The organism is Streptomyces sp. RLA123, from assembly GCF_056270165.1.
In genome coordinates this window covers 1,775,626-1,788,401 of record NZ_JBWDOR010000003.1, presented here as the reverse complement: position 1 = coordinate 1,788,401, position 12,776 = coordinate 1,775,626, and the positions used below count along the sequence as shown (strand labels likewise).

12 protein-coding genes and 3 pseudogenes are annotated in these 12,776 nt (G+C 70.3%); 12 read left to right on the top strand and 3 right to left on the bottom strand.

The features are described 5' to 3' along the window. Positions 1–2 precede the first annotated feature (2 nt). The 3 genes from RV983_RS08085 (at position 3) to RV983_RS08075 (ending at position 2,573) form a co-directional block, all read left to right on the top strand. Complete coding sequence (locus RV983_RS08085) at positions 3–185, top strand: formate dehydrogenase subunit delta (RefSeq protein WP_475985096.1); 183 nt, start codon at positions 3–5, stop codon at positions 183–185. Positions 186–598: 413 nt separating this feature from the next. Then, the gene (locus RV983_RS08080) at positions 599–802 is read left to right on the top strand and encodes a cold-shock protein (protein WP_030069301.1); all 204 of its coding nucleotides are present in this window, start codon (positions 599–601) and stop codon (positions 800–802) included. Positions 803–887: 85 nt separating this feature from the next. Beyond that, positions 888–2,573: a DEAD/DEAH box helicase gene (locus RV983_RS08075; protein ID WP_475985095.1), complete on the top strand. Its 1,686-nt coding sequence runs from the start codon at positions 888–890 to the stop codon at positions 2,571–2,573. A 48-nt stretch (positions 2,574–2,621) separates the two neighbouring features. Here the strand turns inward: RV983_RS08075 and RV983_RS08070 are convergent. After that, positions 2,622–3,017 (bottom strand): annotated as a pseudogene (locus tag RV983_RS08070) (YciI family protein); the annotation flags it as partial. A 158-nt stretch (positions 3,018–3,175) separates the two neighbouring features. Between RV983_RS08070 and RV983_RS08065 the strand changes: the two are divergent. The 6 genes and pseudogenes from RV983_RS08065 to RV983_RS08040 all read left to right on the top strand — a co-directional run. After that, the gene (locus RV983_RS08065) at positions 3,176–4,216 is read left to right on the top strand and encodes a tyrosine-type recombinase/integrase (protein ID WP_475985094.1); all 1,041 of its coding nucleotides are present in this window, start codon (positions 3,176–3,178) and stop codon (positions 4,214–4,216) included. Continuing rightward, the gene (locus tag RV983_RS08060) at positions 4,213–4,545 is read left to right on the top strand and encodes a helix-turn-helix domain-containing protein (RefSeq protein ID WP_475985093.1); all 333 of its coding nucleotides are present in this window, start codon (positions 4,213–4,215) and stop codon (positions 4,543–4,545) included. The genes RV983_RS08065 and RV983_RS08060 overlap by 4 nt, the downstream gene beginning before the upstream one ends. Before the next feature lie 233 nt (positions 4,546–4,778). Next, the gene (locus RV983_RS08055) at positions 4,779–5,171 is read left to right on the top strand and encodes a hypothetical protein (RefSeq protein ID WP_475985092.1); all 393 of its coding nucleotides are present in this window, start codon (positions 4,779–4,781) and stop codon (positions 5,169–5,171) included. 42 nt (positions 5,172–5,213) lie between these two features. Then, on the top strand, positions 5,214–5,771 hold the full coding sequence (locus tag RV983_RS08050; protein ID WP_475990250.1) for a YciI family protein: 558 nt from the start codon (positions 5,214–5,216) through the stop codon (positions 5,769–5,771). 287 nt (positions 5,772–6,058) lie between these two features. Next, positions 6,059–7,039, top strand: a pseudogene (locus RV983_RS08045) (DUF4158 domain-containing protein); the annotation flags it as partial. Continuing rightward, a pseudogene (locus tag RV983_RS08040) lies at positions 7,033–7,457 on the top strand (Tn3 family transposase); the annotation flags it as partial. The pseudogenes RV983_RS08045 and RV983_RS08040, both read left to right, overlap by 7 nt. 84 nt (positions 7,458–7,541) lie before the next feature. Here the strand turns inward: RV983_RS08040 and RV983_RS08035 are convergent. Next, entirely contained in the window at positions 7,542–8,018 is a 477-nt protein-coding gene (locus tag RV983_RS08035) for a MarR family winged helix-turn-helix transcriptional regulator (protein ID WP_475985091.1), read from the bottom strand. Positions 8,019–8,061: 43 nt separating this feature from the next. On the opposite strand from RV983_RS08035, the gene RV983_RS08030 reads away from it, so the two are divergent. Continuing rightward, positions 8,062–8,985, top strand: a complete 924-nt coding sequence (locus RV983_RS08030; protein ID WP_475985090.1) for an alpha/beta hydrolase — start codon at positions 8,062–8,064, stop codon at positions 8,983–8,985. Positions 8,986–9,511: 526 nt separating this feature from the next. Here RV983_RS08030 and RV983_RS08025 read toward each other — a convergent pair. Beyond that, positions 9,512–10,249, bottom strand: a complete 738-nt coding sequence (locus tag RV983_RS08025) for a TetR/AcrR family transcriptional regulator (RefSeq protein WP_475985089.1) — start codon at positions 10,247–10,249, stop codon at positions 9,512–9,514. 126 nt (positions 10,250–10,375) lie between these two features. On the opposite strand from RV983_RS08025, the gene RV983_RS08020 reads away from it, so the two are divergent. Further along, positions 10,376–11,413: an amidohydrolase family protein gene (locus RV983_RS08020; RefSeq protein ID WP_475985088.1), complete on the top strand. Its 1,038-nt coding sequence runs from the start codon at positions 10,376–10,378 to the stop codon at positions 11,411–11,413. Between the two features lie 317 nt (positions 11,414–11,730). Then, positions 11,731–12,651 carry a recombinase family protein gene (locus RV983_RS08015; RefSeq protein ID WP_475985087.1) on the top strand — a complete coding sequence of 307 codons (921 nt, stop codon included), beginning with the start codon at positions 11,731–11,733 and terminating at the stop codon, positions 12,649–12,651. Positions 12,652–12,776 lie beyond the last annotated feature (125 nt).

Here is a 12,776-nt window from a genome sequence, read left to right as displayed (position 1 = left end):
GGATGGCGAACGACATCGCCGCGAACCTGGTGCACCTGCCCGGTGAGCGGGCCGCCGAGGCCGTCGCCGGCCACATCGGCAGGTTCTGGGACCCGCGCATGCGCGCCCGGCTCCTGGAGTACGTCGACGCCGGAGCGGACGGCCTGGACCCCCTGGTGGTGGCCGCGGTGAAGCTCATGCGCTGACCCCGGGTGCGACCCTCTCCCGGGCAGGACCGGGGAGGCACGGGAGCGCCGGCCGGGACGACAGGGGCTTGCCGCGAGCCCCTGGAACCCCGGGCGGGGGAGGCCGCTGCCCGCTGCCCGCGGCATGTGGCCGGATTCACACGCGGCGGGGGTCGTGAGGCTCGCGGCCCCCGCGAGCCCCCGGGAACGGCCCGGCGGCGCGGTCGGCGCCCGCCGGGCCACGGAGGCCCGGAGGACGGTGTCGCGCTCCCGTGGCCCGTCGTGGGCCGTCGCGCTGTGCTAGGGTTCCCGAAGTTGCAGTTGTGGTACCCATGGATCTATGTGCGCCTGAGGGGAAACTTCTCCTTCGGGCGCATTATTTGTTCTACCCGGCATCTCCGGATGGGGCCTCTGCCTACCTGAAGGAGAGCGTCATGGCACAGGGAACCGTGAAGTGGTTCAACGCCGAAAAGGGTTTCGGCTTCATTGAGCAGGACGGCGGCGGCCCCGACGTCTTCGCCCACTACTCGAACATCGCGACCCAGGGCTTCCGCGAGCTCCAGGAGGGCCAGCGGGTCTCGTTCGACGTGACCCAGGGCCAGAAGGGCCCGCAGGCGGAGAACATCGTCCCCGCCTGATCGCCTGACGCGTATCTGCTCACCGGGGTCCGCACCGTCTTGGTGCGGACCCCGGTTTGCGCTGGTTCCAGGAAGGCAGTACCGCATGTCCCGCAGGCCCCAGAAGCCGGCCCGGCGCACGTCGTCGCCCGCACCGTCCGCAGCGTCGGCGCCGCGGGAGTTCCGGCTGCCGGAAAGCACGACTCCCGCCCTTCCCGCCGTCGAGGACTTCGCCGCCCTCGACATGCCCGCGGGGCTGCTGAAGACCCTCACCGCGCAGGGCGTGACCGACCCCTTCCCCATCCAGGCCGCCACGCTGCCCAACTCGCTGGCGGGCCGGGACCTCCTGGGACGGGGACGCACCGGCTCCGGCAAGACCCTCGCGTTCGGGCTGGCGCTGCTGGCCCGTACGGCAGGACTGCGCGCGGAGCCCAAGGCACCCCTCGCCCTCGTGCTGGTGCCCACCCGTGAACTTGCCCAGCAGGTGACGGACGCGCTGACCCCGTACGCGACGGCCGTGAACCTCCGGCTGACCACGGTGGTCGGCGGGCTGTCCATGACCAAGCAGGCCGCCACGCTCCGGCGCGGCGTCGAGGTCGTCGTGGCGACCCCCGGCCGGCTCAACGACCTGGTGGAGCAGGGTGCCTGCCTGCTCGGCGACGTGCGCATCACGGTGCTCGACGAAGCCGACCAGATGACCGACATGGGCTTCATGCCGCAGATCACCAAGGTGATCGAGCGCGTGCGGCCCGACGGCCAGCGCATGCTCTTCTCGGCCACCCTGGACGGCAACATCGACCGCCTGGTGCAGCGCTTCCTGAGCGACCCCGTGGTGCACTCCGTGGACCCGTCCGCGGGAGCGGTGACCACCATGGAGCACCACGTGCTCCACGTCCTGGACGAGACCGACAAGAAGGCCGTCACCACGCGCATCGCGGCACGCGACGGCCGGGTCATCCTCTTCCTCGACACCAAGAGGGCGGCCGACCGCCTCGCCAAGCGGCTGCTGTCCGTCGGCGTCCGCGCGGCGGCCCTGCACGGCGGCCGCTCGCAGCCGCAGCGCAACCGCACCCTGGAGCAGTTCAAGACCGGTGTGGTCACCGCGCTGGTCGCCACGAACGTCGCGGCGCGCGGTATACACGTGGACGACCTCGACCTCGTCGTGAACGTCGATCCCCCCACCGACCACAAGGACTACCTCCACCGCGGCGGCCGCACGGCCCGCGCCGGAGGCTCCGGCAGCGTGGTCACGCTGGTCCTGCCCGAGCAGAAGCGCGATGTCACCCAGCTCATGTCGGCCGCGGGCATCCGCCCCCGGACGGCCCGCGTCACCTCCAGCGACGCGGCACTGACGACCATCACCGGCGCCCGCGAGCCGTCCGGTGTGGCCGTCACCATCGAGGTCCCCGAGCCGGCGGCCCTGGCCCCCCGCACCGGCGAGCCCGGCAAGCGGCCCAGCCGTCGGCGCCGCAGCGGTGCGGGCGGCGGCGCGACCGCAGGGACCGGCACCGGCACCGGCGGACAGGGTGCGGACCGCCGCGCCTCGGCCGGCTCCGGCCGCAGGACGGGAACCCGCGGGGCCGCGACCGGCTCCGCCACCACGGGCGGACGCGGTTCCGACCGGCGTACCGCTTCCGGTACGGCGAACGGCTCCGGCTCCGGCAACGCCACCCGCGGCACCGGCCGCCGTACGGCCTCCGGTGACGCCCAGGGCGGCACGGGCGGCCGTGGTGGCGCCGGCGGCCGCGGCGGGCAGGGCGGCCGGGGAGGCCGCCGCACCACCGCCAACTGAGCGGTTTGGGTCAGGCCGGCACAGAGCCATGTGCCGGCCGGCCCCGGGTCATGACGGCCGCCCGCCGAACTGCCAGTCGTGCACCTCGACGGCCACGTACCGGTCCGGAGTGAGGACGGCACGTGCCGTCCCGGGATCCGGCGCCCGGAGCGGTGCCGCCGTACCCAGCCAGGCGCTGCCGTCGTCCGAGAGCAGCGGCCCGTAGGCGATCAGGTCGTCCGCGCCAGGCGGCGGGACGAGGTCGGCGGCCTGCCCCGCGCCGAGCCCGAGCACCAGGTACCGGTCGCCGCCGGTCCTGCCGCCGGGGAAGTCCCACATGGTGCGAAGGCGAACGCGCGGGCGGCGGCGGGGTCGGGCAGGTCGACGATGTGCACACTTCCGGTGGGTGTGTCGCGGTCGTCAGCGAGGGGTCGGGCCCCGGGCGATCATCTGTGCGACATCCCGTGAGTTCCCCTGAGCCTCGCTGAGTCCCTGTGCCCGTGGCCAGGGGGTTGTTCCTCCTTCGTGTGCTCTGCAGGCTTGTGACGTAACTTCGGGATTCTTGAAGCGTTCTCATCTCGTCCGACCGATTCGCAGTCGGGTCGAAGGCGAGGAGGCTCGGGTTGGCGGCGCTGGCAGTCGTACGGGACCTGCGTGAGCACTGGGCGCCCGCGTCGGCGGAGGAACTGGAGCGGTTCGAGACCGACGTGCTGTCCGGGTTGGTCCTCGCGCGGGCCTCGGCGGGCCTGGCGGACGGCACCATCCGCGGGGACGTCGGTCACCTGGATCAGATGAGGACGTGGTTCGGCCGGCCCTTGTGGGACATGGAGCCTGCCGACGCGGACGTGTACTTCGGGAAGGTGCTGCGTGGTTCGCCGAGCGGCACCCGGCTGGGCCGGGCGCAGGCGCTGAGCACGTACTTCATGTTCCTGGAGCTGTGGCACAAGGTCGAGCTCCACCGGATGACCGGCCGGGTGGTCGAGTGCCCGATCGACGAGATGAACCGGCCGCGCGGGGCCAAGGACGCCCAGCTGCGGATCCCGCCGAGTGAGCCGGAGATCGGGGCGCTGTTCACCGGCTGGGGCGGCGAGCCGGCCACGTGCCGCAAGTTCGCCCCGACCGCCCGGAACTACACCGCCTCGAAGCTGATGTCCCAGGTCGGCCTCCGGGTGAGCGAGGCATGCGGGCTCGACCTGGACGACATCAAGTGGGACCGCGCCCGCGGCTCGGGCCCGCGCGAGCGGATGGTGCCGCTGATCAACGGTGCCGACCGGACACTGCGGTGGTTCATCGAGGACGTGTGGGGCCAGTTCGACGACGACCACGCCCGGCCCGGTGCCCCGCTGTTTCCCTCCGAGCGCAAGAACACCGACGGCTCCGCCCGCCGGGTCGGCGACGACGCCCTGCGCAACGGGCTCGACAACGCGGTCGAGGCTCATCTGCCGGGCTGGACACACAAGTTGACACCGCACGTGCTGCGGCATTTCTGCGCGTCCCAACTCTATGGGCATGGGCTGGACTTGCTCGCAATCCAGGAGGACTTAGGACATTCCTGGATCGCCACCACCATGCGGTATATCCACGTGCAGCAGACCCGGGTCGAGGACGCCTGGGCCGCCGGGATGGAACGGGCCGCGAAGCGGCTGGAAGGACTGGGCCGATGAGGTGGAACCTGCGGCTGACCGCCGCGAACAAGGGTATCTGGAAGGCTTCCGAGCTCCAGCGGAGCCTGGCCGAGCAGGGCCTGGTGATCTCGACCGGCAAGATGTCCGGCCTGTGGTCCGGCCAGCCGGTCTCCCTCAAACTGGACGACCTGGACGTCATCTGTGTGGTCCTCGGCTGCGAGATCGGCGACCTGCTGATCCCCGAACCGGAGAAGGTCCACCGCCCTGGCCAGGTAGAGGAGACGGAACGGGTGGCGGTCGGCGCGGGAACCGCCGCACCGAAGGTGATCCCCAAGCGCCGGGACGGCCGGTCGCTGCCGCCGGAGTGAGCCGGTGGCACGGTTCCCGAAGGGCTACGTCAAGCCCACTGACTCCTGCGAGAGCTGCCTGCCCTGGGGAAACCTCAGCGGCCGCCTCTGCCCGACCTGCTACATGTTCGGCCGCGGCCACGAAGCGGCCGCATGCACCGGTTGCCGTCGCGTCCAGCCGCTGAAGTGGAACTACTGCCGCCTGTGCCCTCGCGGCGGTCCACGCCGCCCGGGTCGCCCAGATCGCCACCCTCATGCTCGACGACGTCGACCTCGGCAACCGCCGGCTGACCATCGCCGGACGCGCCCGCCCGCTCGACGATCTCACCCTGAAGCTGCTGCTGGACTGGCTGGAGCACCGGCGCCGACGGTGGCCGAACACCGCCAACCTCCACCTGCTGATCAACAACCAGACCGCCAAGACGACCGGCCGAGCCAGCAACCACTGGATCAGCGCCGCGATGCGGGGGCAGGACGCGACCTTGGAGAGACTCCGCGTGGACCGGCAGCTCGAAGAAGCACTGGTCCAAGGCCCCGACCCGCTCCACCTCGCGGAGGTCTTCGGACTCGATGAGAAGACCGCGATGCGCTACGCGGACTCCGCACGGGCCCTGCTGGAACAGGCCGCCGAGCAGCCCCCGCAGTGAAACCCGCTCGACCTGGTTACCTCCGTGAAGCGATCCTTGGGCATGGAGTTCCTCTGTTACCACCGCGACCGGCCCGGCTCCCTGCCACTGCGCGACGAGCTACTGGAAGAGCATTGGTCCTACATGGACCGGTACGCGAACGAGATGATCGCCCGGGGCCCGACCCTCGCCGACGACGGCGACACACCCACCGGCAGCGTGCACATCGTCGACCTGCCCGATCCCGTCGCCGCCCGCGCGTTCGCCTTCGACGAGCCGAACTACCAGGCCGGCGTCTACCGGGACGTGCTGCTGCGACGGTGGCGCAACCTGCTGGGGCGCACCATGTGGGACTTCCCCGGCGGCCCGACCAGCGGCAACCGGTACCTGGTGCTCGGTCTCGACCTCGGCGCGGGGCAGGCCGCCGACCTCGCACTGCCGCCCGACCGCGACGAGCTGATCGCCTACGGGCCGCTGCTGTCCGACGACGGCACCACCTGGCTGGGCACGGCCGCGCTGGTCCGGGTGCCGGACCCAGACACGGCACGCGCCATCCTGACCCCGGACCGGTACGCCGACATCGAGGTGCACAACTGGCAGTTCGGCGGGCGCCCGTCATAACCGAGATGTCCGCCGGCATTGCCGCCGAAGCCCTTCGGATCGCTCAGCATCCCCATGTTCCACCCGAACTCACGGATGCACCGGCCTGATGCATACCGGTAAACCCGCGGGTTCGCGCTGAAGAGCCTTCAGTTTTCGCGAACTCGCGGGGCCCTCCGGTTGTGAGTAGTTGCGGTACAGAAAGTGCCGCTGAGATTGATCATGGTCGGCCAGCACATCTACCGGGGTGCCGCCGGGGTTCTCGGAAAGATCGTCGGGTGGCTGTCGGTGCTGGCTACGGTCCGGTCGTGCCGGTGGAATTTCTGACTGATGAGCAGGCCGTACGGGACGTTCACCGAGGTGCCCACGCGCCCGGAGCTGGAGCGGTTCTTCTTCCTCGATGACGACGACCGTGATCTGATCGCGCTGCGTCGTACGGACGCACACCGGCTGGGGATGGCGGTACAGATCTGCACCGTCCGCTACGTCGGCCGGTTTCCGGGTGAGGACCCGCTCGCAGTGCCGTGGGAGGTCGTGGAGTACCTGGCCGGGCAGCTCGGCATCGCGGACGCCTCGTGCGTGAAACGGTACCCGGAGCGGCGCAGGACACCGTACGAGCACGCAGCGGAGATCCAGGAGCGGTTCAAGTACCGAGACTTCACCGACCGGAAGTGGGGGCGGGAGTTCCGCAGCTTTCTGTACGGGCGGGCGTGGACGCACGCCGAGGGGCCGGTGGCGTTGTTCAACCACGCGGTGACGTGGCTGCGCAAGAACCGGGTGCTGCTGCCGGGGTGAGTGTGCTGGCCCGGCAGGTGTCCGAGGCCCGTACGGTGGCCGAGCGGCGCGGGTACGAGGCGGTGGCCCGCGCTGCGCACCGGGCCGATCCCGCGCTGGTGCCTGCGCTGGCTGAGCTGCTGGTGGTGCCGGAGGGCAAGCGGGTCTCGGAGCTGGAGCGGCTGCGGACGCCGCCGACGAAGTCAACGGGCACCGCGATGGTGCGGGCCATGGAGCGAGTGGAGGAGATCTCCGCGTTCGCGCTGGGGCGGGTGAACCTGTCCCGGGTGCTGGTGAACCGGATGTCCACGGCCCGGTACGGGCAGCTGAGCAAGGCGCAGACGATCGAGCGGGCGCCCGATCCGCGGCGGACCGCGTTGCTGACGGCAGTGGTGCGTCAGCTGGAGGCGCAGGCAGTCGATGACGCGCTGGACCTGTTCGCAGTGCTGATGGCGAACCGGCTGATCAGCCCGGCGCGGCGGGCCTCGGAGCGGGAGCGCCTGGCGATGCTGCCGCCGTGCACCTGCTCGCCCTGGTCGACCCGATGGACGACACCTACCGCCGCCTGATGAACCGGCAGCTCACCGTGCAGGAGTCCCGCCATCGGCTTGCCCGCGCGATCTGCCACGGTGGGCGGGGTCAGATCCGCCAGGCGTACCGCGAGGGCCAGGAGGCCAGCTCGCCGCCCTCGGCCTGGTCCTCAACGCCGTCGTGCTGTGGAACACACGCTACCTGGACGCCGCGGTCGCCCAGCTCCGCGCCGAGGGTCACGACATCAAGGACGAGGACGTGGCCCGCCTCTCTCCGCTCAAGGACCGGCACATCAACTTCCTGGGCCGCTACCTGTTCAGCATCAAGGCCAGCGGTCCCGGTCAGGGCCTGCGCCCTTTCCGGGACCCGGACGCCGTCGAGGACGACGAGGACGACGATTGACCCCGCACACCCGACCCGTTGGGCCGCTCACCGTACCCCGCGCGGGCCGGGAGTCGCGGCCGCCCGGGACAGAGGCGATATCGGTCAGCCTGTGGGCGTTCCGATCTGGTTGCGTTCGAGCGCCGAGCGCAGCTTCACGAATGCATGGGCGGCGGCCGACGCCGAGGCAATGTCGAGCGTGCCGCCGATCAGTTCGGCCAGTTCCTCGGCGAATGTCTCCTCCGCCGCGTCGACGAGCCGCGTGCCGTCGTCGGTCAGGTCCAGCAGTGAGGACCGGCGGTCGGCCGGGTTCGGCTGCCGGATGGCCCATCCTTGCTTCTCCAGGCGGTCGACGCCCTTGCTGGTCGCTCCGATGCCGATGGCGAACTCGGCTGCGAGGTCCGCCACGCGGGCCCCGGGGTGGTCGCGCAGGAAGCGCAGGAACTCGAACTGCGAGGTGACGATCCCGTGCCGCGTGCGGAGGCGATCGTTCAGCGCGTTGTAGAGGCGCGTCTCGCACCGCACGAGGTCGGCGAAGAAGGCCGGTAGATCGACCGCGTCACCGTCCGATGTATATGCCATGGCATATAGTGTACTGGAAGCTACTTCCGACAGGAGCACAGCCATGAGCAAGGCACAGCGGGCCGAGGTCGACGTGATGCTGCGGCAGCCGCAACCCGAGGGCGCACGGTCGGTCGAGGAGATACGAGCAGGCTTCAGGGCGCTGATGGCCCAGATGATCGTGCCCGACACCATCCGCACCACGCGGACGACGCTCGGCAACCGACCCGCCCTGCGTGTCGAGCCGGACAACGGGCCCCGCGCCGGGACGATCCTGTATTTCCACGGCGGCGGCTTTGTGTTCGGCTCCCCCGAGACCGCCCTGTCACTGACGGGACACCTCGTGGCCAAGACCGGCTTCGGGGCGCACTCGCTGGACTACCGGCTCGCCCCCGAGCACCCGTTCCCGGCCGCGATCGAAGACGCCCTGAGCGCCTACCGCGCCCTCCTCGACAGCGGCAAAGCCCCCTCAACCATCGCGTTTGCCGGCGACTCCGCCGGCGGTGGCCTAACCATCACCACCTGCCTGGCCGCCCGTGACGCGGGCCTGCCACTGCCCGCCGCCATCGTGGCGTTCTCCCCGGGCCTCGACGCCACCCGCACGGGCCAGAGCATGGACACCAAGGAAGGCGTCGACCCGATCTTCACCCGCAAGGCCGTTGAACACACCGGGGCCATGTACCTCGCCGGAGCCGACCCGCACCAGCCCCTGCTCAGCCCGGCCGTCCTCGCCGACCTGACCGGCTTCCCCCCAATGCTGATCCAGGTGGGCACCAACGAGATCCTGCTGGACGACTCCACGCGCCTTGCCAAGCGTGCGAGGTCGGTCGGAGTGGACGTCATCCTGGACATCACCGCCGACGTGCCGCACGTGTTCCAGGCGTTCGCCGGCGTCCTGGACGAGGCAGACGAGGCACTGGACCGTGCGGCTCTCTTCCTCAGCCAGCGCATTCGCACTGCGGGCACGGCGCACACGTCAGCGGAGTAGGACCCGCCCCGGCCCCCACCCTGCTGGCGCCTTCGCCTCGGGCCCTGCTCGCCATCGCCTTCCAGGCTGTCGGCCCGGGGCGCCTCTCTCGCCGAGGGCCTCTCGCCCGAGTCATGTGAGCCGAGAGTATCCGCGACAACGGGGGCGGGCAGCTCAAGGAGTAGCTGTCGGATGGCGGCGCCCCGGGCTGCGGCGACCGGGACGCCGATCTCGCCCAGGAGCGCGGACAGGTGGTCGGGGCGGGCAGGCTGGCCTGCCCGCCGGCCGGGGAAGAGCCAACGGGATGCCTGATTGGTGGCGGTGTTCATGTTGTCGCGGTCCGCGATGTACTCCAGCAGCAGGGATGCGACTGGTGCGGGGACGGGTGAGGCAGGTTCCCCGAGCCGTAGAAGCGTTGCGTCTCCATGGTTGAGCACGTCATCGACGGGTTCCCTTCGCCTGGACCGCGGTTTCGGAATCGGCCTTGCGGTACAGCGGTTAACGCCAAGCCGACGATCATGGACGTGAGGCCGGTCGTGGGGAGCGGCTATGCGGACAGTCGCTGGAGCCATTCCGTCAGAAGTTGCTGTTCGGCCTGGCTGAGGGCGTTCTGGCCGGGCAGTGCTGCGCGCAAGGCACGGGCAGCGCCGCCCGGCCCCGGTTCCTCCACAGCCGGTTCCTGGGTGGTGATGGTGGTGATCATCGATTCGCGCAGGGCGACAAGGAGCGCGGGGTCTCGCTCGGGCTCGGGGACGGACTGCCAGGTCAGGATGGCGCCGCTGGCGGTGGCATGGACGATCTGGGCCGCGAGTCCCTCTTCCGCGCGCAGGAGCCCCGCGGCGGCGATGCGGCGGATTTTGTCCATGAGGTGTTCGAGGCCGATCCGGAAGACGGTCGTGGACCGGGCGGGTTCGCCGTACATCAGCGTGTACAGCGCGGGGTTGGCCAGTCCGAACTCGACCACGGTGTCCCAGCCGACGCGCAGTTCCTTGACCGGGTCGTCAGGCGAGGGTTCGATCTGCTGCTTGGCTGCCAGGAACCGGGTGAAACCGTGCTCGGCCACTGCATCCAGCAGCCCCTCCTTGTCGCCGAACAGCCGGTAAAGGGCGGGCGGTTGCAGTCCGGCGGCGTCGGCGACCGCCCGGGTGGTGACCGAGTCGCGGCCCCCTTGCTCCAGCAGGCCGGTCGCGGCCTCGATGATCCGGCGGCGCGTCTGTTCTCGTGCGGCGGTGGCGGGCTCCGCGGCGCGCCGGGTGGGGGTCGGTTGGGTCGGTTCAACAGGCATGGAAGCAACGATAGCGTCGCTGGAACCTGGATGCTATCGCTGGTATCGCTCTCGTGTTGCCGTCGATAGTATCAATGGTACCGTTGACGGAGTTCCATTGGAAACATCAGTACGAGGAGAACCGTCATGTCCGACCGTTTGCGGATCATCGGGGTGGAAGAGACCGTCGTGGTACCGGCCGTCTACGAGGCGTACCAGCGGGCCGGATCGCCGCAGATCCCCGCCCGCGGCTTCGGCGACAACCCCATCGCCAAGAACCTGCACGAGGTCGGCGAGCAGCGGCTGGCCCACATGGACGACCAGGGCATCGACGTCGCCGTGCTCTCCCTGTCGTCCCCGGGTGTGCAGGATCTGTCCGAGGCCGACGCGGTCGCGGTGGCCCGCGAGGCCAACGACCAGCTTGCCGAGATCGTCGCCTCCCGGCCCGACCGCTTCCAGGCGTTCGCCGCGATTCCCACCCAGTCGCCGGCCGCGGCCGCGGCCGAACTGGAGCGCGCCGTGTGCGAGCTGGGCTTTCCCGGCGCCATGCTGTACGGGCGTACCGGGGACAAGCTGGCCGACCACCCGGACAACGACGAGCTGTACGCCACGGCCGAGCGGCTGGCCGTGCCGCTGCACTTCCACCCGCAGACACCGGTCCAGCCCGTCATCGACGCCTACTACTCCGACCTCCCCGCGCCCATGGGCTCCGTCCTTGCCGGAGCCGGGCTCGGCTGGTACTACGACCTCGGTCTCCAATACCTGCGCATGATCTTCTCGGGGGTCTTCGACCGGTTCCCGGACCTGCAGGTGATCGCCGGGCACTGGGGCGAGGTCGCGCTGTTCTACCTCGACCACACCGGCTTCTTCGGCGAAGCAGGCCGCCTGCGCCAACCCCTGGCGGACTACTTCAAGCAGAACTTCTGGGTCGCCGGCAGCGGCACCAACAGCCCCCGCTACCTGCGCTGGACCGCCGAAGTGATGGGCACCGACCGGATGCTGTACTCCACCGACTACCCCTTCACCTACGGCTTCCGCCCCGGTGGTTTCCCCTACGTCGACACCAGCAACGGTGAAGCCCGCTCCTTCCTGGAGAACTCGCCCTTCACCGACGAGCAGAAGGCCGACATCGGCCACCACAACTGGGAACGCCTCACCGCCCGCGCCAAGCGCCCGACGGCCTGAAGACCCCCAGGGGCTGGCCAGAACGCCGCCACGCGCTCCGGCCGGCCCTCACGGCTCCACGGACCTCGGCGCACGCCGGTTCTGTGGCGAACGCTGTCCTCACCATCCCCGCCTGACGGCCTCCCGCGCTCAAGCGCCGGGACAGCCGACCCCCGCCTGTCGGCAAACGATCGAATGACGACAGGCACGGCAGACGTCCAATGAACCCGGGCATTTCGGGGCCCGTTGGCTGCGCGAATCCAATCAGATCCGATGGTGATTGATGACAGGGTTTGCCGACAGATAAGGTCCGATCCTCCGAGCAGAAGGGGCCTTCGGTGGCGAACCTGGTCGACAAGCGAGTGTCGACCGACCGGCAGTCGACCGCCCGGCAGAACCTCGTCTTGGACGAGGCCGGGATCGAGGACCTGGTGACGTTCGAGGAGGAGCCCGGCACCTCCAGCCGCCTCCACCCGCTCCAGCGCCCGAAGTTCGGCGACCTGCTGGCGTACGCGCGGCCGGGCGACACCGTGCACATCTCCGAGATGTTCCGCCTCGTACGCGGCACCGGGCACATCCTCGACGTGCTCGACGTCCTGCATCGCGACCGTCTCGCCCTGCGCATCCACGACGGCGCGTTCTCCGCTATGGACCTCACCGCTCGCCACCCGCGCACCGGAGAACTGTTGTCCACCGTGAAGTTCATGGTGCAGACCCTCGCGGCCGCCGGCGAACTACAACGCGACCTCCAGCGCGAGCTGACCTACGACGGGCTGCGTGCCGCCGAGGCCAAGGGCAACAAGGGCGGACGCCGCCCTGCCATCAAGACCGAGAAGGCCGACGCCGTCCGCACCGGGTATCTGGAGGGTCGGTCCATCGCCGCCCTGGCCCGTGAGTACGGCGTCAGCCGGGGCGCCATCCGCACGGCCGTCGCCGACCTCATGCCCGAACACGTCGTAGCCGACGAAGGCACCCCGGCCCCGGAGCTGCCGGTTGCCCTCGACATGCCGGGCAAGGTCGCCGACTTCCTCCGCGCGACCGACCTGAACGACGCCGAGCAGGCCGCGCTCGACCAGGGTGTGACCGTGCGACGCGGCCAGGGCTACACCTTGCGCATCACCACCGTGCCCGGGGTCCACCGCCAACTCCTCGACCGCTGCCAGCCCTTCGACGGCACCGTGGCGGTCCCGGCCCAGCGCAAGGCCCGCCGTGAGTACGAGAACCGCGTCAACGCACTCCTGGCTGCCAGCCTGCGTTGAGCGGACCGAGCACCACACCCGCCAGGATCAAGTACTGGCGGCTTTTGGGCTTACCTCGGCGCTACCCCAGGTAGGCCAATTCCAGCAAGATCAATCTCAACGGCACTTTCTGTACCGCAACTACT

Coding starts and splice junctions, on each gene's coding strand:
- RV983_RS08060 (WP_475985093.1), top strand. CDS start 4,213: ATGAGGTGGAACCTGCGGCTGACCGCCGCGAACAAGGGTATCTGGAAG.
- RV983_RS08035 (WP_475985091.1), bottom strand. CDS start 8,018: ATGGCATATACATCGGACGGTGACGCGGTCGATCTACCGGCCTTCTTC.
- RV983_RS08025 (WP_475985089.1), bottom strand. CDS start 10,249: ATGCCTGTTGAACCGACCCAACCGACCCCCACCCGGCGCGCCGCGGAG.
- RV983_RS08075 (WP_475985095.1), top strand. CDS start 888: ATGTCCCGCAGGCCCCAGAAGCCGGCCCGGCGCACGTCGTCGCCCGCA.
- RV983_RS08030 (WP_475985090.1), top strand. CDS start 8,062: ATGAGCAAGGCACAGCGGGCCGAGGTCGACGTGATGCTGCGGCAGCCG.
- RV983_RS08085 (WP_475985096.1), top strand. CDS start 3: ATGGCGAACGACATCGCCGCGAACCTGGTGCACCTGCCCGGTGAGCGG.
- RV983_RS08050 (WP_475990250.1), top strand. CDS start 5,214: ATGGAGTTCCTCTGTTACCACCGCGACCGGCCCGGCTCCCTGCCACTG.
- RV983_RS08080 (WP_030069301.1), top strand. CDS start 599: ATGGCACAGGGAACCGTGAAGTGGTTCAACGCCGAAAAGGGTTTCGGC.
- RV983_RS08020 (WP_475985088.1), top strand. CDS start 10,376: ATGTCCGACCGTTTGCGGATCATCGGGGTGGAAGAGACCGTCGTGGTA.
- RV983_RS08055 (WP_475985092.1), top strand. CDS start 4,779: ATGCTCGACGACGTCGACCTCGGCAACCGCCGGCTGACCATCGCCGGA.